The organism is Rhodococcus sp. 3258 (assembly GCF_031456475.1).
Taxonomy (GTDB): domain Bacteria; phylum Actinomycetota; class Actinomycetes; order Mycobacteriales; family Mycobacteriaceae; genus Rhodococcoides; species Rhodococcoides fascians.
Map to the genome: position 1 here is coordinate 335871 of NZ_JAVDUT010000004.1, position 21143 is coordinate 357013.

A 21143-nucleotide genomic window follows, 5' to 3' on the forward strand; every position below is an offset into this window, starting at 1 on the left:
CGGCAGCGTTAGCGACCGTACCGACGACGGGCGCTCACCGCTAACCCACCCCCACACGCTCGCCGACGCGACCATGGACTATGCGAGACCCGCTTCGATCTCGTCACGCAACTGCGTCGCCGCCGCACGCAACGCCGTCACCGACGGACCCGCCGCCAGCACACTCCGAGAAGAGTTCGGCAACAGCAGCTCTCGGCAATCACGGAAGATCTCCGCCAGATCGTTCACCGTGGCACCCTGGGCACCCAGGCCGGGCGCGAGCACTGGCCCGCGATAGCCCGACAGATCGAGGCCGTGATCACGGGTGGCCCCGACCACCAGGCCGACCGTGTCTGCATCGACACGGTTGCGCGCAGCCGCCGCGTCGACGATCGACTGCGCAACGGACCCACCCGTCGACATCGACGCGTGTTGCAGCGCGGAGCCTTCCGGATTCGACGTCCGGGCAAGGACGAACACACCGCGGTCGTGAGCGACAGCTCGGTCGATCGCCGCACCCAACGAGTCGAACCCCAGGTACGGCGACACCGTGACGGCATCGGACGACAACGGAGAACCCGGCTCCAGCCACGCCTGCGCGTACGCATCCATCGTCGTTCCGATATCGCCGCGCTTGGCATCGGCGATCACCAACGTGCCTGCGTCCCGCAACACCCCGACAGTGCGCTCGAGAACCGCATAGCCGGCCGAACCGTACGACTCGAAGAACGCCACCTGAGGCTTGACGACAGCCACCTCACCGACGAACGCCTCCACACACAGCTCGGCGAAGACCTCGAGACCGTCCGCCGAGCGCGGCAGGCCCCACGCCTGGAGCAGAGCCGGATGCGGATCGATGCCGACGCACAGCCGACCGCGCGCGGCGACCGCTGCCCGGAGCCGGTCCGACCAACTGTGGTGATGACTCACGGCAGAACCAGGCCTTCCTTCAGACCCGCATGCAGATCCTGCAGGGAACGAACACCGATTCCACCGGCGATGGCTGCCTCGATGCCCTGCACTGCGGCCGACGCACCCTGCACCGTGGTGATGCACGGAATGTTCTGCGCCACAGCGGCACTACGAATCTCGTATCCGTCGACGCGGGGACCGGAGTTGCCGTACGGGGTATTGATGACCATCGCGATGTCGCCGGCCAGAATTCGGTCGACGATCGTCTGCTCACCCTCCGGGACATCCTCGCCCGACTGCTTGTACACCTGCTCGCACTTGATTCCGTTGCGCCGCAACACATCTGCGGTTCCTTCGGTGGCCAGGATGTCGAACCCGAGATCGGCGAGTCGTTTCACCGGGAAGATCAACGACCGCTTGTCCTTGTTCGCCACCGATACGAATACTGCACCGCCGGCGGGCAGCGAACCGTACGCGGCGGTCTGACTCTTGGCGAAGGCAGTGCCGAAATCGAAGTCGATACCCATCACCTCACCGGTGGACTTCATCTCCGGGCTGAGCAGTGTGTCGACGCCGGTTCCGTCCGCGCGGCGGAACCTGTTGAACGGCAACACCGCTTCCTTGACGGCGATGGGCGCACCCGCCGGGACGGTGCCACCGTCTCCGGTCTCCGGCAGGATTCCCGCAGTCCGAAGTTCGGCGATGCTCTCCCCCAACATCACTCGGGCGCAAGCCTTCGCCAGCTGCACGGCCGTCGCCTTGGACACGAACGGCACCGTCCGGCTGGCTCGAGGGTTGGCCTCGAGGACGTACAGAATGTCGTCCTTGAGGGCGTACTGCACGTTCAGCAGGCCCTGGACACCGATTCCCTTCGCGAGGGCTTCGGTCGATCGACGCACGTTCTCCAGGTCGGTCTTGCCGAGCGTGATCGGCGGGAGTGCACATGCGGAGTCGCCGGAGTGGATGCCGGCCTCCTCGATGTGCTCCATGATGCCGCCGATGTACACCTCGGTGCCGTCGCACAGCGCGTCGACGTCGATCTCCACGGCATCTTCCAGGAACCGGTCGACCAGCACCGGTCGGTCGTCCGAGATCTCCGTCGCATTGGAGATGTAGGTCGCCAGGGATGCCTCGTCGTAGACGATCTCCATACCGCGTCCGCCCAGCACGTACGACGGGCGCACCAGCACCGGGTAACCGATTCCTGCGGCGATCTCACGGGCCCCGTCGAACGTCGTCGCGGTGCCGTATTTGGCTGCCGGCAGTCCTGCCGCGTCCAGTACCTTGCCGAACTCTCCGCGGTCCTCGGCGAGGTCGATGGCCTCGGGAGAGGTTCCGACGATGGGTACGCCTGCGGCTTTCAGTCGCTTCGCCAGACCGAGCGGGGTCTGTCCGCCCAGCTGCACGATGACCCCGCGCACCGTTCCCGAGGCGGCCTCGGCCCGGTACACCTCGAGCACGTCCTCGAACGTCAGCGGCTCGAAGTACAGGCGATCGGCGGTGTCGTAGTCGGTGGAGACGGTCTCGGGGTTGCAGTTGACCATGACCGTCTCGTAGCCGGCCTCGGACAGCGTCAGCGCCGCATGCACACAGCTGTAGTCGAATTCGATGCCCTGACCGATGCGGTTGGGACCGGATCCGAGGATCAGGACCTTGGGCCGGTCCGGCTGCGGGGCAACCTCGGTCTCGGCTTCGGGGTCGAGCTCGTAGGTGCCGTAGTGGTACGGGGTCTTGGCCTCGAACTCCGCCGCACAGGTGTCGACAGTCTTGTAGACCGGGTGCACACCGAGCTCGTCGCGCAGCGCCCGCACTCCGTCCTCACCGTCGAGTTCGGGTCGCAGAGCGGCGATCTGGCGATCGGACAGACCGTGGTACTTGGCCTGACGCAGCAGCGCCTCGTCGAATTCGGCCGCCTCGCGAACCTGGACGCCGAGTTCGTGGATCTGCTGGAACTGGTCGAGGAACCACGGGTCGATCTTGGTCGCCTCGAACAGCTGCTCGAGGGTGGCACCGAGAGCGAATGCCTTCTCGATCCCGTACATCCGACCGTCCTGCGGTACGGACAGGTCCTTCAGCAACGCGTCCAGACTTTCTGCCTCGACCTCGGGGCCGGTCCAGTAGCCCGCGCGCTTGGTTTCGAGCGAGCGCATCACCTTGCCGAAGGCCTCGGTGAAGTTGCGGCCGATGGACATCGCCTCGCCGACGGACTTCATCGTCGTGGTCAGTGTGCCGTCGGCACCGGGGAACTTCTCGAACGCGAATCGCGGTGCTTTGACGACCACGTAGTCCAGCGTCGGCTCGAAGCAGGCCGGCGTCTCCTTGGTGATGTCGTTGACGATCTCGTCGAGGGTGTACCCGATGGCCAGCTTGGCGGCCATCTTGGCGATCGGGTAGCCCGTGGCCTTGGACGCCAGAGCCGACGAGCGTGACACTCGCGGGTTCATCTCGATGACGACCAGTCGGCCGTCGGCCGGATCCATCGCGAACTGGATGTTGCAGCCGCCGGTGTCGACGCCCACCTCACGCAGGATGTCGATGGAGAGGTCGCGCATCTTCTGGTACTCGCGGTCGGTGAGCGTCATCGCCGGCGCAACGGTGACCGAGTCGCCGGTGTGCACGCCGACGGGATCCACGTTCTCGATGGAACACACGATGACCACGTTGTCGCGGCCGTCACGCATGAGCTCGAGCTCGTATTCCTTCCAGCCGAGGATGGACTCCTCGATCAGCACGTTGGCCGTCGGGGACGCCGCCAGGCCGCCTCCCGCGATCCGGGTCAGATCCTCGTCGTTGTAGGCCAATCCCGAACCGAGCCCACCCATCGTGAACGACGGCCGGACGACGACCGGGAAACCGAGCTCGGCGACGGTCTCGCGTACCTCGTCCATCGTGTAGCAGACGGCCGACTTGGCGGATTCTCCACCGACCTTGGCGACGATGTCCTTGAACTTCTGGCGATCCTCGCCGCGCTGGATCGCGTCGAAGTCGGCACCGATCAGTTCGACGCCGTACTTGGTGAGAATGCCCTGATCGTGCAGAGCGACAGCTGCATTGAGAGCCGTCTGTCCGCCCAGGGTCGCGAGCACGGCCTGGATGGGGTGGCCCTGCTCGGCCTCGCGAGCGAAGATCTTCTCGATGAACTCCGCGGTGATCGGCTCGACGTACGTCGCGTCGGCGAACTCCGGGTCGGTCATGATCGTGGCCGGGTTCGAGTTGACGAGGCTGACCCGCAGTCCTTCCTCACGAAGCACTCGACACGCCTGGGTGCCGGAGTAGTCGAACTCGCAGGCCTGGCCGATGACGATCGGGCCGGATCCGATGACCAGGACGTGGTTCAGGTCTGTGCGGCGTGGCATTACTTCTTCTCCTGAAGGACGCTGGTGAAACGGTCGAAGAGGTAGGCGGCGTCGTGCGGGCCGGCCGCGGCCTCGGGGTGGTACTGCACCGAGAAGGCGCTGCCGCCGATCAGCTCGACGCCCTCGACGGTGCCGTCGTTGGCGCAGGTGTGGCTGATTCGTGCTCGACCGAAGTCGGTGTCGAATTCCTCGCCTGCTTCACCTTCGAGTGCGAACCCGTGATTCTGCGCGGTAATCGCGATGCGACCGGTGGTGTGCTCGATGACCGGGATGTTCATGCCGCGGTGGCCGAACTTCATCTTGTACGTGCCGCGACCGAGTGCCCGCCCGAAGATCTGGTTGCCGAAGCAGATGCCGAACAGCGGCAGCTCTCGTTCGAGTACCTGCCTGGTCAGCGCGACACTCGTGTCTGCCGTGGCCGGGTCTCCCGGGCCGTTGGACAGGAACACACCGTCCGGGTTCAGTTCGAGAACCTGCTCGATGCTGGTGTTCGACGGCACCACGTGCACGCGGATACCGCGCTCGGCGAACATTCGCGGAGTGTTGGTCTTGATGCCGAGATCGACTGCCACGACGGTGAATCGAGCGTCGCCGGTCGGTTCGATGGTGTACCCGGCACCGGTGGTCACCTCGCCGGCGAGGTCCGCGCCGAGCATGGACTGCTGACCGGTCACCTGCTCGAGCATCTCGTCCGAGGTGCCGAGTGCGTCGCCCGAGAACACTCCCGCTCGCATCGAGCCGCGCGTACGCAGGTGGCGGACGAGAGCGCGCGTGTCGATTCCGGCGATGCCGACGACGTTCTGCGCCTCGAGCTGGTCTTGCAGCGTTCCGGTCGAGCGCCAGCTCGACGTCCGGCGCGCTGGATCTCGGACGACGTAACCGGCGACCCAGATCTTGTTGGGATCCTGGGCACTGGCCGCCTCGCCGTCCTCCTGGTTCCAGCCGGTGTTGCCGATCTGCGGAGCCGTGGCCACCACGATCTGGCGGTGGTAGCTCGGATCGGTCAGCGTCTCCTGGTATCCGGTCATACCGGTGCAGAAGACGGCTTCGCCGAGCGTGCGCCCCTGGGCCCCGAACGTGGTGCCGCGGAACGTCCGGCCGTCCTCCAGAACAAGAACTGCGCTGCTCACGCGGTTTCCTCCTTGGTTTCTCCGGTGAAACCCTCTGTCCACACCGGGTAGATCTGCTTGTCGTCGGCCCTGAAGCCGGTGTCTATTTCGGTCCCCGTCGGCAACTCCCATCGGATCACCAGGAGACCGTCCTTGGTCATGACCTTGCCTGCGAGTCCGCGCTCGGTACGGATCGCCCGGATCGATTCGTTCGGAATCCAGATGGGTGACTCGCCGTCCCGATCGAGGAGGATTCCCTTCTCGTGTCGTGACAGCTCGCCGGTGGCGCGGTGGCCGATGTCGCCCACGGCGATCCGGTCCTGCCAACTCGGCGCAATGGTGCTGCCGACGTAGAGCCCGGTGGCCGGCTGGATTCGGTTGGCACCCAGGTCGTCCGGCACGGCCGGGAACTCGCCGATGCGTCCTTCCTGACGCTTCTGACGCCCGCGCCAACCCCAGAAGATCAGCGCGATCATCAGCGCCCAGAACAGGATGAAGCCGATGACGATGAGAACTCTGTCCACGGCTCTACTCCCCTGCCCTGTTCGCCACGACTCCGTCGCGGACGGTGATACGTCCACGGAACACGGTGGTGGTCACCTTGGACGAGAAGCTCATGTCCTCGAACGGTGTGTTGTGTGCGACGCTGGCGAGCTTCTTGCCCGACACCGTCCAGTCGGCCTTCGGATCGACCAGCGTCAGGTTGGCGATTTCGCCCACCTCGATCGGACGGCCCTGATCGGCCAGGCCGACGATCTCGGCCGGACGTTCGCTCATGACCCTCGCCACACCGCGCCAGTCCAGCAGACCCGGGTTCACCATCGTGTCGACGACGATCGACAGCGCGGTCTCCAGTCCGAGCATCCCGGGCCGGGCGATGGAGAACTCACAGCATTTGTCCTGCTCGGCATGCGGTGCGTGGTCGGTTGCCACGCAATCGATCACGCCGTCGGCCAGACCCTTGCGCAACGCGTCCACGTCGGACTTCTCGCGCAACGGCGGGTTCACCTTGTTGACGGCGTCGTATGTCTCCAGACGCGAGTCGTCGAGGAGCAGGTGATGGGGCGTTACCTCGGCGGTGATCGAAATTCCCTGCCCCCGAGCCCATTTCAGCAACTCGACGGTGCCGGCAGTGGAGGCATGGCAGATGTGCACCCGCGCATTCGCGTCCCGAGCGAGCAGGGCATCGCGCGCGACGATCGATTCCTCGGCGGCACGCGGCCAGCCGGTGAGACCGAGCCGGGCGGCGTTGGGACCCTCGTGAGCGACCGAACCGACGGTCAATCGCGGTTCTTCCGCATGCTGGGCGATCAACACTCCGAGCGAACTCGAGTACTCCAGTGCGCGACGCATGATCAGTGGGTCGTCGACGCAGTGGCCGTCGTCGGAGAACATCTTGACCCGACCGACCCCGGCAGCCATCGTGGCCATCTCGGCCAACTGCTTGCCTTCGAGCCCTACGGTGACGGCCCCGACGGGGTGCACGTCGACGAGCCCGACTTCCTGTCCGCGGCGCCACACATGGTCGGTCACGACGACCGAATCCGCGACCGGCGAGGTGTTGGCCATGGCAAACACGGCGGTGTACCCACCCAGAGCGGCTGCGGCGGAGCCGGTTTCGATGGTCTCGGTGTCTTCCCGACCGGGCTCCCGCAGATGGGTGTGCATGTCGACGAAGCCGGGCAGCAGAACCTGGCCGCGCGCCTCGACCACGTCGGCGCCGTCGGCGTCGACGTCGGGCCCGATCTCGACGATCTCCTCGCCAGTGATCAGGACGTTCGTTTCGGGGCCCTCGCCGTACAGCAGGACTCCACGCAGCAGTACCGACGGTGCCGGAGCGGTCATGATGCTCCCCCGTCCGAACCGACCAGCAATCGGAACAGGACTGCCATCCGCACGTGAACTCCATTCGTAACCTGTTGCAAGACTGCAGTTTTGGGTGAGTCGGCCACCGAGGACGCGATCTCCATACCGCGCAGCATCGGCCCCGGATGCAGCACCACGGCGTGCTCGGGCAACAAGTCGAGTCGGCGCTGCGAAAGTCCGTACGTGATCGAGTACTCCCGCGCCGACGGAAAGAACCCGCCGTTCATCCGCTCGGCCTGCACCCGAAGCATCAACACCGCGTCCAACCCGGGTAGCTCGGCGTCGATGTCGTGCGAGACCCGAACCGGCCAGCCCTCGACACCGACCGGCAGCAGAGTCGGCGGCGCTACCAGCACGACGTCGGCTCCGAGGGTGGACAGGAGAATCGCATTCGATCGCGCTACCCGGCTGTGCAGAACATCGCCGACGATCGCGATCCGGCGACCGGAGATATCGCCCAGGCGTTGCCGAACCGTCAGGGCATCGAGTAACGCCTGTGTGGGGTGTTCGTGGGTACCGTCGCCCGCATTGATGACCGCCGGACCGGCACCGGTGGAACGACCATCGAGGCCAGCCCCTTGGTCGGCGGTCCACCGGGCGATCTGGTGCGCGGCACCCGACGCAGGGTGGCGAACGATGAGTGCGTCGGCACCGGCCGCGCGCAGGGTCATCGCAGTGTCGCGGAGGGACTCCCCCTTGGATACCGACGAACTGCTGGCACTGACGTTGATCACATCGGCGCTCATCCATTTGCCCGCGACCTCGAACGACACCCGAGTTCGGGTGGAGTTCTCGAAGAAGACGGTCATGATCGTCCGGCCGCGCAACGTCGGCAGCTTCTTGACCTCGCGACCGAGCAGTGCCTGCTCGAAACGCTCGGCCTCGTCGAGCAGTTCGGTGGCGGATTCCGCAGTGAGGTCGGCGACCGACAGCAGGTGTTTCATCGCGTCGATCCTCCCTCGGACAAGCTGACGCCATCCCGCCCGTCGTGCTCGGAGAGCAGCACCGAGACGTCCTCGGAGCGGGCCGTGGGCACGTTCTTGCCCACGTAATCCGCCCGGAGGGGAAGTTCGCGGTGGCCGCGATCGATCAGGACCGCGAGTTGGACGGCGCGAGGGCGTCCGAGATCGCGCAGCGCGTCGAGCGCCGACCGGACGGTACGGCCGGAGAACAGCACGTCGTCGACCAGAACGACCAGGGCATCGTCCACTCCGCCGGTCGGCACCGAGGTGCGTTCGAGTGGACGGTGCGGTTTGTTGCGCAGATCGTCGCGGTACAGGGTGATGTCGAGCGAGCCGAGCGGGGGCCGCACGCCGGAGAACGCCTCGATACGTTCGGCGAGACGCTCGGCCAGGGTGGTACCGCGAGTGGGAATGCCCAGTAGCACGACACGCGGCGAGTCGGGAGCGTCGAGCGCGGTCTTCTCGATGATCTGGTGAGCCATGCGAGAGATGGTCCGACCTACATCGGCTGCGGACAGCAGCTCACGGACGGCAGAATCGGCGGATGAACTTTCGGGCGCAGGCAAACTACGACCTCCTTCTCCGCCTCTCTGGACGGATCGTTAAAGGATGTCTGGCACTAGAACTGCGTAAAGCCTAGCAACGCTCTGCGAACCGAACCCACCAGGCTCGCAGAGCGTTCGGTCACACTGCCGTGGACGGGTGTGTCACAGATCGGAGTCGACCGTCGCATCGTCCGGGCCTGCGGCCTGGGGACGCGACGACACAGCAGCCGCAGCGGCGCGAACCTGCGGTGCCACGAGCACGATCTGGCCGAGTACACCGTTGACGAAGCCCGGCGAATCGTCGGTGGACAGCTGCTTGGCCAGCTCGACGGCCTCGTCGACAGCAACGACCGGTGGGACGTCGGTGGCGTGGAAGAGCTCCCACACCGCGACCCGCAAGATCGCCCGATCGACTGCGGGCAGGCGACCGATCGTCCAGTCCTTGAGATGATCGGCGATCACGCCGTCCAGTCGGTCCAGGTTCTCTGCCACCCCCTCGACCAGCGTGGAGGTGTACTCACTGACCGGTGCGATCGTGTCGTCGCCGCGCGCGAGTTCGATCCGTTCGCTGGTCAGATTCACCGGGTCGACGTTGCGCGCTTCTGCCTCGAACAGGAAATCCACGGCACGCTTGCGGGCCTTGTGGCGCGCACCCAGCTTCTTCGCGCCGGGGACGCCGTTCTGCGAACCGGAGGATGTCGACTTCTTCGATGACACGTTAGGAGTTCACACGCCCGAGGTAGTTGCCGTCACGGGAATCGACCTTGAGCTTGTCGCCGGTGTTGATGAACAACGGCACCGAGATCTCGGCTCCGGTCTCGAGCGTGGCCGGCTTGGTGCCACCGGTCGAGCGGTCTCCCTGCAGGCCGGGGTCGGTGTGCTTGACCTCGAGCTCGACGGTGACGGGAAGCTCGACGTACAGCGGGACGCCCTCGTGCATCGCGACCTGGACGCGAAGGTTCTCGAGCAGGAATCGCGCGCCGTCGCCGACGGTCGCCTCACCGATGGAAAGCTGGTCGTAGGTGTCGGCATCCATGAACACGTAGTCGCTACCGTCGTGGTAGAGGTACGTCATGTCGCGTCGGTCGACCGTTGCGGTCTCGACCTTCACACCGGCGTTGAACGTCTTGTCGACGACCTTGCCCGACAGCACGTTCTTGAGCTTGGTTCGCACGAACGCAGGCCCCTTACCGGGCTTGACGTGCTGAAATTCGATGATCGACCACAGCTGGTTCTCCAGGTTGAGAACCAGTCCGTTCTTGAAATCGCTGGTGGAAGCCACTTGCTTCGCGTCTCCTCAATCGTTTGTGCGCGTGACGCGCCGTCGGTCACGTGCGGGATTCGCTCCCGCCCGCGCGCTAGACGGACGTGAGTTCCTTGCTTGTCAGGGTGAGCAGTTCCGGACCCTCGTCGCGAACGACGAGTGTGTCCTCGATCCGAACGCCGCCGCGGCCGGAGAAGTAGACACCCGGTTCGACGGTGACCGCTGCACCGCTCAGCAGTGTACCGGTGCTCGACTTCGCGATTCCCGGCGCTTCGTGAATTTCGAGGCCGACTCCGTGACCGAGCCCGTGCAGGAAGTACTCGCCGTACCCTGCCTCCTCGATGACCGACCGCGATGCGGCGTCGACCGAAGCGGTCTCGATACCGGGTGCCAGCGCCTCTCGGCCTGCAGCCTGCGACCGCTGCACCAGGTCGTACAGCTCGCGCTGCCACTGCGCCGGCGCACCGATGACGAAGGTGCGCGTCATATCCGAGTGGTACCCGGCCACCAGCGCGCCGAAGTCCAGCTTCACGAAGTCCCCCTCGGCCAGGACGGCGTCGGTCGGGCGGTGATGCGGCACCGCGGAGTTCGCCCCGGCGGCAACGATGGTCTCGAACGAGACGGCGTCGGCACCGTGATCGAGCATCAGCGATTCGAGCTCGCGAGCCACCTCACGCTCGGTCCGGCCCGCGCGAATCCCGCCGCCGCTCAGAAGCTCGGCGAGCGCGTCGTCGGCGGCGCGGCACGCGTCTCGAAGCACACCCACCTCGTACTCGTCCTTGACCATGCGCAGCGATTCCACGACTCCCGGCGCGCGCACCAGTTCGAGGCCGCCGTCGAGCTCGGCCCACGCGCGATGGGCGTCGACCGTGACCACATGACTCTCGAAGCCGACACGGGTGCCGCGACCGGAAATACCAGCACCGAGCAGGTGCAGCGCCGACGCGCGGTCGATCTCTGCGCGCAGATCGGGAACCTGCTCGGCGACCTGGGTGACGTAGCGGCCGTCGGTGCAGATCACTGTTCGCTCGTCACCTCCGGTCGACACGAGCAGCGCGGCATTCGAGCCGGTGAAGCCGGTCAGATAGCGCACATTGAGCAGGTCGGTGATCAGAATCGAGTCGAGGCCGTCCTGGATCAACAGCTCTCGCAAGGCACCGCGGCGGGCGCCGAAATCAGCAGACATGTTCCCGACATTACTGGTCGGCCGTCAACGGATCGGGAGCCTCGGCTGCGCCGCCCCCACGGCGAACCTGTGGGCCCCGACACACAATCGGCCACGTGCGGATATGCTGTGCCGCATGACTGGGTGGGCAGTGCGTGGCATAGGTATGGCTTTGATCAACGTCGTCGCTCGACTGCTGCTGGGGGCAGCGGTGTCGATGTGGCCTCTGAGCGGTTCGGCGCTGCGATGGGTGGCGTATGCCCTCGTCGTGCTCGTCATCGCCGTCTGGGCCGGCATCGACGGGATCCGCGACCGACGCAGGAACCCCGACCCGGACAAGGGCGAGGACCTGACGATGGTCTGGCTGAAGGCTGCTGTGGTCGGCGGCCTGCTTGCCGGATTGATCAGTTGGATCATCGATTTCTTCGTCGACTTCAGCCTGGGCCAGAACGGACTGATCTTCGAGCTGACCTCGGGCGCAGCGTTCACGATCCTGACGGTGTTCGTCGTCGCGAGCATCGCGATGTTCGTCGGCAGGCAGATCGTCAACCGCGAGGCGAAGAAGAAGTTGGCCACCTCCGACGCCGAGCGAGCACACGAGCGCCAGCTGGTGAACGCGGGCTCGGCCGAGCGGGCGGACCAGGCGGGCACACGGTCGCAGGCCGAACCGCAATGGGCACCCGAGCACGGCGAGGCCGACACCGAGGTGTTCTCGGCTGTCGACGCCGACGGCAAGCCCCGGATGGACAAGCGCGGCAACCGTCACGGGAGCGCCGACGGCTCCTGATCCACGCGGCACACGTCCAACGGGCGGTGGTCGATGCACCGATGCATCGACCACCGCCCGTTGTGTGTTCAAAGTGTGTCGCAGGCGTACAACACCTGGATCTACAACATGATGGCGGAACCACCGGCCGCCGGAGCCTCGCGCCCCACAGCCGAGAAAGCCGCGACGAGCAGAGCCGGGTCCGGGCCCTCGAGTCGACCGGGCTTGGCCAATCCGTCGAGGACGACGAATCGAAGCAGACCTGCGCGGTTCTTCTTGTCCGTCTGCATTCCCTTGAGCAGATCCGCGAACGCGTGCTCGTCGTAGGTCACCGGCAGCCCGACCGATTCGAGAATCGCCCGATGGCGGTCCGCGGTCGCGTCGTCGAGCCGGCCCGCCAGACGACCGAGCTCGGCGGCGAACACGAGCCCGACCGACACCGCAGCTCCGTGCCGCCAGCGATACTGCTCGCGTCGCTCGATGGCGTGGGCGAGGGTGTGCCCGTAGTTCAGGATCTCCCGTAGATTCGATTCCCGCAGATCGGCGGCCACGACCCTGGCCTTGACTTCCACGGACCGTCTGATGAGCTCCGGCAGTACGTCGCCGGTCGGATCGAGCGCCGCAGCGGGGTCTGATTCGATGATGTCCAGAATCACCGGGTCGGCGATGAAGCCGGTCTTGATCACCTCGGCCAGGCCCGACACGATCTCGTTCTTCGGCACTGTCTCGAGTGTCGCGAGGTCGACCAGCACCGCGGCCGGTTCGTGGAACGAGCCGACCAGGTTCTTGCCGGCATCGGTGTTGATTCCGGTCTTTCCACCGACGGCGGCGTCGACCATGGCCAGCAGAGTCGTCGGAACGTGGACGATTCGAACGCCGCGCATCCACGTCGCCGCAACGAAACCGGCGAGATCGGTGGCCGCGCCGCCGCCGAGCGAGACGATGGCGTCACTTCTGGTCAGGCCGATGCGTCCCAGCACCTCCCAGCAGAATCCGGCGACCGCGAGGTCCTTGCCGTCCTCGGCGTCCGGAATTTCGATGCGGTGTGCATCGATCCCCTTGTCCGCCAACGCTGCTCGCACTGCTTCGGCCGTCTCGGCCAGGGGTGGCTGATGGAAGATCGCGACCGTCGCGGTTCCGGCGAGCTCGTCGACGAGGTCCGTCAACAGGCCTCGGCCGATGATCACCGGGTAAGGGTTGGCACTCTCGACCTGGACGCGTACGGGCTCTGTCATCGAATCACCTTCATCTACTGGGGGTTTCGTCGTTCACTTCGCGAACGGGCACCGGTGCGAGAGCAGTGAGCTTGGCCACCAACTGATTCACGACTCGGGCCGGACTACGACTGTCCGTCCGCACTCGCACGGTGGCAACCGAGCGATAGAGCGGGCGGCGGTGACGCATCAATTCCTGGTACTTGGCGCGCGGGTCCGGGCCCGCGAGCAGTGGCCGAGACGTGTTGGCTCCCGTTCGCCGAAGCCCCTCCGACACACTGATTTCCAGATAGACCACAGTGTGCGCGGCGAGCAGCTTTCGGGTTGCAGCAGACAACACGGCTCCGCCGCCGAGGGAAAGAATGCCGTCGTGCGAGGCCAGGGCATCGGCGACGATCCGCTCTTCGATCTCGCGAAATGCAGGCTCACCGTCGTGCGAGAAGATATCGGCGATGGTTCGCCCGGTTTTTCGTTCGATGGCCACGTCGGTATCGAACAGATCCAGATTCAACGCCTGGGCCAGTCGCCGTCCGATGGTCGATTTCCCTGCACCCGGCGGTCCGACGAGGACCGCGTACGGACTCATCGCGGAGGTCGGGCGGCGGTGCCCTTCACGTAGTGGTCGACGTTGCTCGTCGTCTCCGCCAGCGAGTCCCCACCGAACTTCTCCAACGCTGCCTGCGCGAGCACGAGGGCAACCATCGTCTCTGCCACGACTCCGGCGGCCGGAACAGCGCATACGTCCGAGCGCTGGTGGATGGCAACCGCTTCGTCGCCGGTCGACATGTCCACCGTCGACAGAGCGCGGGGAACCGTGGAGATGGGCTTCATCGCGGCACGTACCCGCAGAGCCTCACCGTTGGTCATTCCGCCTTCGATCCCGCCCGCACGGTTCGTCGAGCGGAGAACTCCGTCGGGCCCCGGCTTGATCTCGTCGTGTGCGACACTGCCGCGTCGGCGCGCGGTCTCGAAACCGTCGCCCACCTCGACACCCTTGATCGCCTGGATGCCCATCAGCGCAGCCGCCAGTCTGGCGTCGAGCTTGCGTTCACCCGAGACGAACGAGCCGAGGCCGACCGGCAGTCCGTGCACGACGACCTCGACGATGCCGCCGAGGGTGTCGCCGTCTTTCTTGGCGGCTTCGATCTCGGCGATCATGGACTCCTCGGCGGCCTTGTCGAAGGCCCGTACCGGAGACTCGTCGATGGCATCGATGTCCGCGCCCGCGGGCGGCGGGCCGACGTAGGGATCCGAGGCACCGATGGAGATCACGTGCGAGACGACGTCGATGCCGAACGCCTGCTTCAGGAACAGCCGCGCGACCGTTCCGATCGCCACCCGCGCCGCGGTCTCACGCGCACTGGCACGCTCGAGCACCGGGCGTGCGTCGTCGAAACCGTACTTGAGCATCCCGGAGAAGTCGGCATGCCCGGGTCGTGGTCGAGTCAGTGGAGAGTTGCGGGCCAGATCGGCGAGGACGGCCTCGTCGACGGGGTCGGCCGACATCACCTGTTCCCACTTCGGCCATTCGGTATTACCGACCTCGATCGCCACCGGCCCGCCCATGGTCCGGCCGTGACGAACGCCGCCCGTGAGGGTCACCTTGTCCGCTTCGAACTTCATGCGGGCACCGCGGCCGTAACCGAGGCGGCGGCGAGCGAGTTGGCGAGCAATGTCGTCCGAGGTCACCTCGACTCCCGCGACCATTCCTTCGAGGATGGCGACGAGAGCGGGTCCGTGGGATTCTCCGGCAGTTATCCAGCGCAGCACTCGAACATCTTTTCACGTCGTGGCCGCCGCAACTGCCAGCAGGGTGGCCGCGCACATCGACGGCCCGTGCGCGATGCGCGCACCGGGGTATCCGCAGACCGCCGCGATCGACCCCACCACGGCTGTGGCCACCGGCGCCGCCAACGCCGCGACGGTCCACCCGGCTGTACCGCCCAGGCAAGCGATCGAACCCACCGACCAGGCGAGCTTGACGTCACCCGCGCCGAACGCCCTCGGCGCACCGAGATGAACCACGAGGTAGATGCCGAACAGCAGCCCGCCGCCCAGCAGAGCCTGAGCCGAACCCGTCGCCACCAGCACTGCCGGAACCACGACCGCACCGGGAACGGTCAACACGTTCGGCAGCCGGCGACACCGCAGGTCGACAGCGATCAGCGCTGCGAACCACCACGTCAGTAGGCACCAGGTGATCAGCCCCCACGACGCGGCATCCGGGCTCTCCCCGAACCGCCACCACGCCCACCCGGATCCGAGGACACACAGCGCCGGTAGAAGACGCGGCTCCCATCGACGCAACACGACGCGCAGCACCACACCGGCGACCGCACCGACCGTGACGGCAACACCCAGACTCCACATGGCTCGAAGCGTCGCACCGAGACGAACCGAGTTGCGCGCACAGTCCAGGTCACGAAAAGACCTGTGGACAACCGCCGCCCTGTGTACAGCCGATGATCGACGGGTGCCGACGGAGGTTGCCAGTCGGCCGACAAAAGAACGCGGCTACCGAACGACGCCGAGCGCCTCTCGCATGGCCGATCGGGGTGCCGGCATACCGGTGAATTGCTCTACCTGCCCGTAGGCCTGGTTGAGCAGCATCGACAGTCCGCTGATAACCGTTCCGCCGGCGTCGTCGACCGCAGCGGCGAGTGCGGTCGGCCAGGGGTCGTAGATCGCATCGAGTACGACGGGTGCCCGGCCGAGAGCGGCCGCGAAGGGGGCAACCCCGGCTGCGGGGACGGTGCTGACCAGCACGGCCGACGCCGCTGCGACGTCGGCGAGCCCGGGATCGCTCAACTGTGCGAAGTCGGCGCGGAGCCCGGCGGCCACCGCGCACTCGAGAGTGGCCGTCGCACGATCGGCCGATCGAGCAACCACCGTGACCGACGCGGCACCCAGTGTTGCCAGTGCCACGATCGCGGGTCTCGACGTACCTCCTGCACCCACCACCGTCACGGCGGCACCGGTCAGATCATCGATTCCAGCATCTCGCAGTGCGCCGACGACGCCGTCCACGTCCGTGCAGTCCGCCCGCCATCCCGACGTCGTCCGCAGCAGAGTGTTGGCCGACCCGGCCAGGACGGCGCGTTCGGTACGTTCCGACGCGTACGTCAGAGCGGCGACTTTGCCGGGCATCGTCACCGACACGCCGACCCAATCCGGCCCGAAACCGTCGACCAGTCCGGGAAGTTGCTCGGCCGTGCACTCGATACGGTCGTAGGTCCACTCGTCGAGGCCGAGGGCGCGGTAGGCCGCCCGATGGAGCACCGGTGACTTCGAGTGCTCGATCGGGCTGCCGAGTACGGCGGCACGCATGTCAGCGGCCGCTGTCGAGGAAGCCTGCTTCCACCTTGCCGATGTTGGCCAGGTGCTCGTCGTAGCTGCGGGTGAACAGCGTCTCCCCAGCCTGGTTGATGGTCACGAAGTACAGCCAGTCTCCGTCGGCCGGCATCTCGACGGCCTGTACCGCACCGATGCTCGGGGACGAGATCGGAGTGGCGGGCAGCCCTTCGCTGGCATAGGTGTTCCAGGGCGTCACCGTGGCGCGATCGGCGTCGGTGGTGGCCACCTCGGTGGTGTCGAGCGAGTAGTTCACCGTCGAGTCGAATTCGAGCTTCTGCGGCACCGCGAGACGGTTGAGGATCACCCGCGCCACTTTGCTGAAGTCCTGCGGCAGGGATTCACGCTCCACCAGCGAGGCCGCGACGAGTGTGTCGTACGGGGTCAGTCCGGAGTTGCTGCCCGCGGTGAGGATTCCGGTGTCCTCGTACCGGGTGGCGCTCTCGGACACCAATTGCTTCAGGATGTCCGCCGGAGCGGCGCTGGGATCGAAGTCCCACGTTCCGGCGGCGATCAGACCTTCGAGCTGGCGGTCTCGGTCCGGCACGCCCTCGACGCGGTCGGTTGCCCACTGCGGCACTCCCAGGGCCGCCGGATCGTCGACCGCTCCTGCTGCATTGAGATCGTCGTAGCTGATGCACGTCGGACTGCCGCTGCCGGTCCGATCCACGCAGCTGGCCTCGGAGATCAAGGTGTAGATCCCCTTCTTGACCGAACCGGTGTTCACGTCTCTCGCGTCGTGCAGTTGACGCCCCTCCGAGATGACCATGTTTCCCACCCGCGAGGCAGGATCCACCAGCTCCTCGACCGCGCGGGAAGCCGGAACACCGCTGGTGAGCAGGTAGAAGCCCGGCTGGACCGACGTGATCGCATTGTTCTGCAGCGCAGCTTCGAGGAACGCTCCGGAACTCGCCACCACGCCCTTGTCCGCAGCCTCGGTACCGATTTGCTGGGCGGTGTCGTTGGGATGGACCTGAATCACGACTCCGTCACCGGACGAACCGGCCGCGAAGTCCTCGTTCGGTGTCGTTCGATTCCCGAACTTGTTCACTGCCAAGTACCCCCCTCCTGCCACGGCGACGACCAACAGCAGCCCGAGAACCAGGGCGACGACTCGGCCACGACGCTTCCGGCTGGACGCAGCGCGTTCCCTGCGACCGGCGGCGCGGCTCCGACCCACGGCCTGCGGCATCGCTCCGGCATCCGGGTCGACTACCGGGCCGCCGCCGGCCTCGCGGTCCGCACGACGGGTGCCCTGCGTATGCGGTTCACTGCGTTGCGGCGGCCGGGACCGATTCATACTCCGGTGGAACTCACTGCCCTCGTCCACGCGATACCCGATCGGATCGGTGTGGGCCTCGTCCGGGGCCACCCGCCGTCGACCCCGATCATCGGACCCATGGTTGCTCACTCGTCGACCTCCGTCGATCCTGAATTCGTCGTTGCTCGGTGCGCCGCGGCCCGTCGTTCGTCGAGCCAACCCTGCAGTATCGCTACCGCGGCGGCCTGGTCGATGACCGATCGCTGATCCTTCGCGCGCACACCACTCTCCCGTAAGGCACGCGACGCGCTCACCGTAGTCAGTCTCTCGTCGGCCATGCGAATCGGCACGCCGCCCAACCGCCTGTGCAGAGAACGGCCGAATCTCTCCGCCGCGTCGACTGCACTTCCACGTTCACCGCGCAACGTGCGAGGCAGTCCGATGACGACCTCGACGGCCTCGTACTCGGCAATGATCTCCGCCACCCGGACGACGTCCGGCGCATCGGGTCCCTTGACCTTGGACCGCGGCACCGTTTCGACGGGCGTCGCAAGGACGCCGTCGGGGTCGGACGACGCGATGCCGATGCGAACGCTCCCGACGTCGATGCCGATGCGTCTGCCGCGGCCCGGATCGTCGACGCCGGGTCGATCGGGGCCTCGCCCCTGAGTCGGCACGATCGTCAGTGGGTGGTGAGTTCGGTCAATCGCGCCCGAGCGGCGTCGATCCCTGCGGCGATGCCCGCGACATCCGAGCCCGATCCCTGGGCGAGTTCGGGCTTGCCACCACCTCGGCCACCGATGCTCGGGCCGAACGACGCGACCAGCTCGCCGGCCGCGATTCCGGTCTCCTGGGCGGCCTTGTTCACCGAGACCACGAACGGGACCTTGCCACCGACCGTGCCGAACAGCACGACCACGGCCGGATCCGTCCCGAGTCGGCCGCGGATGTCGGTGGCCAGCGTGCGCAGGTCGTTCCCGCCGACGCCGTCGGGTGCCTGCGCGACGACTGCTCGCACGTCACCGAACCGTTCGGCCTTACCGACGTACTCTCCCGCCGAGGCCAGTACGGCCGCGGCCTTGACCGACTCCAGTTCCTTCTCGGCGACCCGAAGACGCTCCACCAGGTTCTCGATGCGCGCCGGCACCTCCTCGGACGGGACCTTCAACGACGACGCGACGCCGGCCAACAGCGCGCGTTCCTTCGCCAGGTAGCGGTACGAGTCGAGGCCGACGAAGGCTTCGACGCGGCGTACTCCCGAGCCGACCGAGGATTCGCCGAGGATGGTGACCGGACCGATCTGCGACGAGTGTTGGACGTGAGTGCCACCGCACAGTTCCATCGAGAACGGCCCGCCGATCTCGACCACGCGGACCTCGTCGCCGTAGTTCTCGCCGAACAGCGCCATGGCCCCCATCTTCTTGGCGCTGTCGAGGTCGGTGACGAGGGTGTTGACCTCGTAGTCCGAGCCGACCGCATCGTTGGCGACATTCTCGATGTCGTCGCGCTGCGCCTCGGACAACGAGCCCTGCCAGGAGAAGTCGAATCGCAGGTACCCCGGCTTGTTCAGCGAGCCTGCCTGCGTCGCATTGGGTCCGAGCACCTGGCGCAGTGCAGCGTGGACCATGTGCGTGCCCGAGTGCCCTTGGGTGGCGCCCTTGCGCCAGGCGTGGTCGACGTCGACGTGCACCGTGTCGCCCTCGGTGATCTGGCCGGCGTCGACCACGGACTTGTGGGTCCATACCTTCTTGGCGATCTTCTGCACATCGTTGACCTTGACGGTCAGGCCGGGTGCGGTGATGGTGCCGATGTCGGCGATCTGACCACCGGATTCCGCGTACAGCGGGCTTCGGTCGAGGATGATCTCCACGCTCTCGCCGGCGACCGCGGTCGGAACCCGAACGCCGTTGGAGATCAACGCGAGAACCGTTGCCTCGGAACCGAGTTCGTCGAACCCGGTGAACTCGGTCGGCGAACCGTCGACGAAATCCTTGTAGACGGTGAGGTCGGCGTGTGCATGCTTGCGCGCGCGGGCGTCCTCTTTGGCGCGAGTGCGTTGCTCGGCCATCAACGAGCGGAATCCGTCCTCGTCCACGGACAGTCCGGCCTCGGCGGCCATTTCGAGCGTCAGGTCGATCGGGAACCCGTAGGTGTCGTGCAGCGCGAAGGCTTCGGCACCGCCGATCTTCTTCGCGCCCGACGCCTTGACGGCCTCCGCGGCACCCTCGAACAGCCGCGACCCCGACGTCAGGGTCTTGAGGAAGGCGGTCTCCTCCCCCACTGCGACGGTGAGGATGCGATCGAAGTCCGTGACCAGGTTGGGGTACGACTCGGCCATGGTGTCGCGGACGACGGTAATGAACTGCGCCATCGTCTCGTCGGGTGCGCCGAGGAGACGCGCGGATCGGACGATGCGACGCAGCAGGCGCCGAAGCACGTAGCCGCGGCCGTCGTTGCCGGGATTGACTCCATCGGAGATCAGCAATGCAGCGGTGCGCGCGTGGTCGGCGATGACGCGGAAACGGACGTCGTCGTCGTGGTTACTGCCGTAGGTCCGACCCGACAGCTCCTCGGCCTTGGCGATGACCGGCCGCACGAGATCGGTCTCGTACACGTTGTCGACGCCTTGGAGCAGGAATGCCACGCGCTCGACGCCCATGCCGGTGTCGATATTCTTCTTCGGCAGTGGGCCGAGGATCTCGAAATCGTCCTTGCTGATGCCTTGGCCGCGTTCGTTCTGCATGAAGACGAGGTTCCAGATTTCGATGTACCGGTCCTCGTCGGCTTCGGGGCCGCCTTCGGCACCGAACTCGGGGCCTCGGTCGTAGTAGATCTCCGAGCAGGGCCCACAGGGTCCGGGGATTCCCATGGACCAGTAGTTGTCGGCCATTCCACGACGCTGGATGCGTTCGTCGGGCAGACCGGCGATCTCCTTCCACAGCTCGATCGCCTCGTCGTCGTCGAGGTAGGCCGTGGCCCAGATCCGCTCGGGATCGAACCCGTACCCGCCGTCTTCGACGCTGTCGGTCAGCAGGGTCCAGGCATGCTTGATCGCGTCGCGCTTGAAGTAATCGCCGAACGAGAAGTTTCCGGCCATCTGGAAGAACGTGTTGTGCCGAGTGGTGATACCGACGTTCTCGATGTCGAGGGTGCGCACGCACTTCTGGACGCTCGTCGCCGTCTTGTACGGCGGTGTCTGCTGCCCGAGGAAGAACGGCACGAAGGGAACCATACCGGCGTTGACGAACAGCAGGTTGGGATCGTCGAGGATCAACGACGCACTGGGTACTTCGGTGTGTCCCGCCTTCACGAAATGGTCGAGGAAACGCCTGCGGATCTCATGGGTCTGCACTGATACAGGTTAGCGTCGTCAGACCCTGTGCCGATTCGAGG

The 21143-nt window shown here is 66.3% G+C and carries 19 protein-coding genes; 1 reads left to right on the plus strand and 18 read right to left on the minus strand.

The window, feature by feature from the left end; genetic code table 11:
• Positions 1-78: 78 nt before the first annotated feature.
• The 10 genes from pyrF to J2X62_RS15250 all read right to left on the minus strand — a co-directional run bounded on the left by pyrF (position 79) and on the right by J2X62_RS15250 (position 11179).
• Positions 79-909 carry an orotidine-5'-phosphate decarboxylase gene (gene pyrF / locus J2X62_RS15205; RefSeq protein ID WP_032408281.1) on the minus strand — a complete coding sequence of 277 codons (831 nt, stop codon included), beginning with the start codon at positions 907-909 and terminating at the stop codon, positions 79-81.
• Positions 906-4247, minus strand: coding sequence for a carbamoyl-phosphate synthase large subunit (gene carB, locus J2X62_RS15210; RefSeq protein WP_032365742.1), 3342 nt, complete (start codon positions 4245-4247; stop codon positions 906-908). Before carB ends, pyrF begins: the two co-directional genes overlap by 4 nt.
• Positions 4247-5488: a glutamine-hydrolyzing carbamoyl-phosphate synthase small subunit gene (gene carA, locus J2X62_RS15215; RefSeq protein ID WP_371829098.1), complete on the minus strand. Its 1242-nt coding sequence runs from the start codon at positions 5486-5488 to the stop codon at positions 4247-4249. Before carA ends, carB begins: the two co-directional genes overlap by 1 nt.
• Positions 5374-5880, minus strand: a complete 507-nt coding sequence (locus J2X62_RS15220; RefSeq protein ID WP_027496983.1) for a hypothetical protein — start codon at positions 5878-5880, stop codon at positions 5374-5376. Before J2X62_RS15220 ends, carA begins: the two co-directional genes overlap by 115 nt.
• A gap of 4 nt (positions 5881-5884) precedes the next feature.
• The gene (locus J2X62_RS15225) at positions 5885-7201 is read right to left on the minus strand and encodes a dihydroorotase (protein ID WP_032408283.1); all 1317 of its coding nucleotides are present in this window, start codon (positions 7199-7201) and stop codon (positions 5885-5887) included.
• A complete protein-coding gene (locus tag J2X62_RS15230) occupies positions 7198-8166 on the minus strand; it encodes an aspartate carbamoyltransferase catalytic subunit (protein WP_032408284.1) in 969 nt (322 codons plus the stop codon). The genes J2X62_RS15225 and J2X62_RS15230 overlap by 4 nt, the downstream gene beginning before the upstream one ends.
• Positions 8163-8750, minus strand: coding sequence for a bifunctional pyr operon transcriptional regulator/uracil phosphoribosyltransferase PyrR (gene pyrR / locus J2X62_RS15235; RefSeq protein WP_027496980.1), 588 nt, complete (start codon positions 8748-8750; stop codon positions 8163-8165). Before pyrR ends, J2X62_RS15230 begins: the two co-directional genes overlap by 4 nt.
• A gap of 141 nt (positions 8751-8891) precedes the next feature.
• A complete protein-coding gene (gene nusB / locus J2X62_RS15240) occupies positions 8892-9446 on the minus strand; it encodes a transcription antitermination factor NusB (RefSeq protein ID WP_032365740.1) in 555 nt (184 codons plus the stop codon).
• Between the two features lies 1 nt (position 9447).
• The gene (gene efp / locus J2X62_RS15245) at positions 9448-10011 is read right to left on the minus strand and encodes an elongation factor P (protein ID WP_027496978.1); all 564 of its coding nucleotides are present in this window, start codon (positions 10009-10011) and stop codon (positions 9448-9450) included.
• Between the two features lie 76 nt (positions 10012-10087).
• On the minus strand, positions 10088-11179 hold the full coding sequence (locus J2X62_RS15250) for a Xaa-Pro peptidase family protein (protein WP_032408286.1): 1092 nt from the start codon (positions 11177-11179) through the stop codon (positions 10088-10090).
• A 115-nt stretch (positions 11180-11294) separates the two neighbouring features.
• Here J2X62_RS15250 and J2X62_RS15255 point away from each other — a divergent pair, with 115 nt between their 5' ends.
• Positions 11295-11945, plus strand: coding sequence for a B-4DMT family transporter (locus tag J2X62_RS15255; RefSeq protein ID WP_027496976.1), 651 nt, complete (start codon positions 11295-11297; stop codon positions 11943-11945).
• 101 nt (positions 11946-12046) lie between these two features.
• Here J2X62_RS15255 and aroB read toward each other — a convergent pair whose 3' ends face one another.
• The 8 genes from aroB to alaS form a co-directional block, all read right to left on the minus strand.
• Entirely contained in the window at positions 12047-13159 is a 1113-nt protein-coding gene (gene aroB, locus J2X62_RS15260) for a 3-dehydroquinate synthase (RefSeq protein WP_032365738.1), read from the minus strand.
• A gap of 10 nt (positions 13160-13169) precedes the next feature.
• On the minus strand, positions 13170-13724 hold the full coding sequence (locus J2X62_RS15265; protein ID WP_027496974.1) for a shikimate kinase: 555 nt from the start codon (positions 13722-13724) through the stop codon (positions 13170-13172).
• Complete coding sequence (gene aroC / locus J2X62_RS15270; RefSeq protein WP_027496973.1) at positions 13721-14908, minus strand: chorismate synthase; 1188 nt, start codon at positions 14906-14908, stop codon at positions 13721-13723. Before aroC ends, J2X62_RS15265 begins: the two co-directional genes overlap by 4 nt.
• A 12-nt stretch (positions 14909-14920) precedes the next feature.
• Positions 14921-15508 carry a prepilin peptidase gene (locus tag J2X62_RS15275; RefSeq protein WP_222059160.1) on the minus strand — a complete coding sequence of 196 codons (588 nt, stop codon included), beginning with the start codon at positions 15506-15508 and terminating at the stop codon, positions 14921-14923.
• Between the two features lie 144 nt (positions 15509-15652).
• The gene (locus J2X62_RS15280) at positions 15653-16465 is read right to left on the minus strand and encodes a shikimate dehydrogenase (protein ID WP_222059162.1); all 813 of its coding nucleotides are present in this window, start codon (positions 16463-16465) and stop codon (positions 15653-15655) included.
• A gap of 1 nt (position 16466) precedes the next feature.
• Complete coding sequence (mltG, locus tag J2X62_RS15285) at positions 16467-17900, minus strand: endolytic transglycosylase MltG (RefSeq protein ID WP_310181539.1); 1434 nt, start codon at positions 17898-17900, stop codon at positions 16467-16469.
• A complete protein-coding gene (ruvX, locus tag J2X62_RS15290) occupies positions 17897-18430 on the minus strand; it encodes a Holliday junction resolvase RuvX (protein WP_032372486.1) in 534 nt (177 codons plus the stop codon). Before ruvX ends, mltG begins: the two co-directional genes overlap by 4 nt.
• A 2-nt stretch (positions 18431-18432) precedes the next feature.
• Positions 18433-21102 carry an alanine--tRNA ligase gene (gene alaS / locus J2X62_RS15295; protein ID WP_032372487.1) on the minus strand — a complete coding sequence of 890 codons (2670 nt, stop codon included), beginning with the start codon at positions 21100-21102 and terminating at the stop codon, positions 18433-18435.
• Between the last annotated feature and the right edge of the window lie 41 nt (positions 21103-21143).

Excerpts from the sequence above, each read along its gene's own strand:
- J2X62_RS15250 (WP_032408286.1), bottom strand. The coding sequence starts at position 11,179 with ATGTCTGCTGATTTCGGCGCCCGCCGCGGTGCCTTGCGAGAGCTGTTG.
- carB (WP_032365742.1), bottom strand. The coding sequence starts at position 4,247 with ATGCCACGCCGCACAGACCTGAACCACGTCCTGGTCATCGGATCCGGC.
- J2X62_RS15275 (WP_222059160.1), bottom strand. The coding sequence starts at position 15,508 with ATGTGGAGTCTGGGTGTTGCCGTCACGGTCGGTGCGGTCGCCGGTGTG.
- J2X62_RS15255 (WP_027496976.1), top strand. The coding sequence starts at position 11,295 with ATGACTGGGTGGGCAGTGCGTGGCATAGGTATGGCTTTGATCAACGTC.
- aroB (WP_032365738.1), bottom strand. The coding sequence starts at position 13,159 with ATGACAGAGCCCGTACGCGTCCAGGTCGAGAGTGCCAACCCTTACCCG.
- J2X62_RS15280 (WP_222059162.1), bottom strand. The coding sequence starts at position 16,465 with ATGCGTGCCGCCGTACTCGGCAGCCCGATCGAGCACTCGAAGTCACCG.
- J2X62_RS15230 (WP_032408284.1), bottom strand. The coding sequence starts at position 8,166 with ATGAAACACCTGCTGTCGGTCGCCGACCTCACTGCGGAATCCGCCACC.
- J2X62_RS15265 (WP_027496974.1), bottom strand. The coding sequence starts at position 13,724 with ATGAGTCCGTACGCGGTCCTCGTCGGACCGCCGGGTGCAGGGAAATCG.
- J2X62_RS15225 (WP_032408283.1), bottom strand. The coding sequence starts at position 7,201 with ATGACCGCTCCGGCACCGTCGGTACTGCTGCGTGGAGTCCTGCTGTAC.
- carA (WP_371829098.1), bottom strand. The coding sequence starts at position 5,488 with ATGGGAGTTGCCGACGGGGACCGAAATAGACACCGGCTTCAGGGCCGA.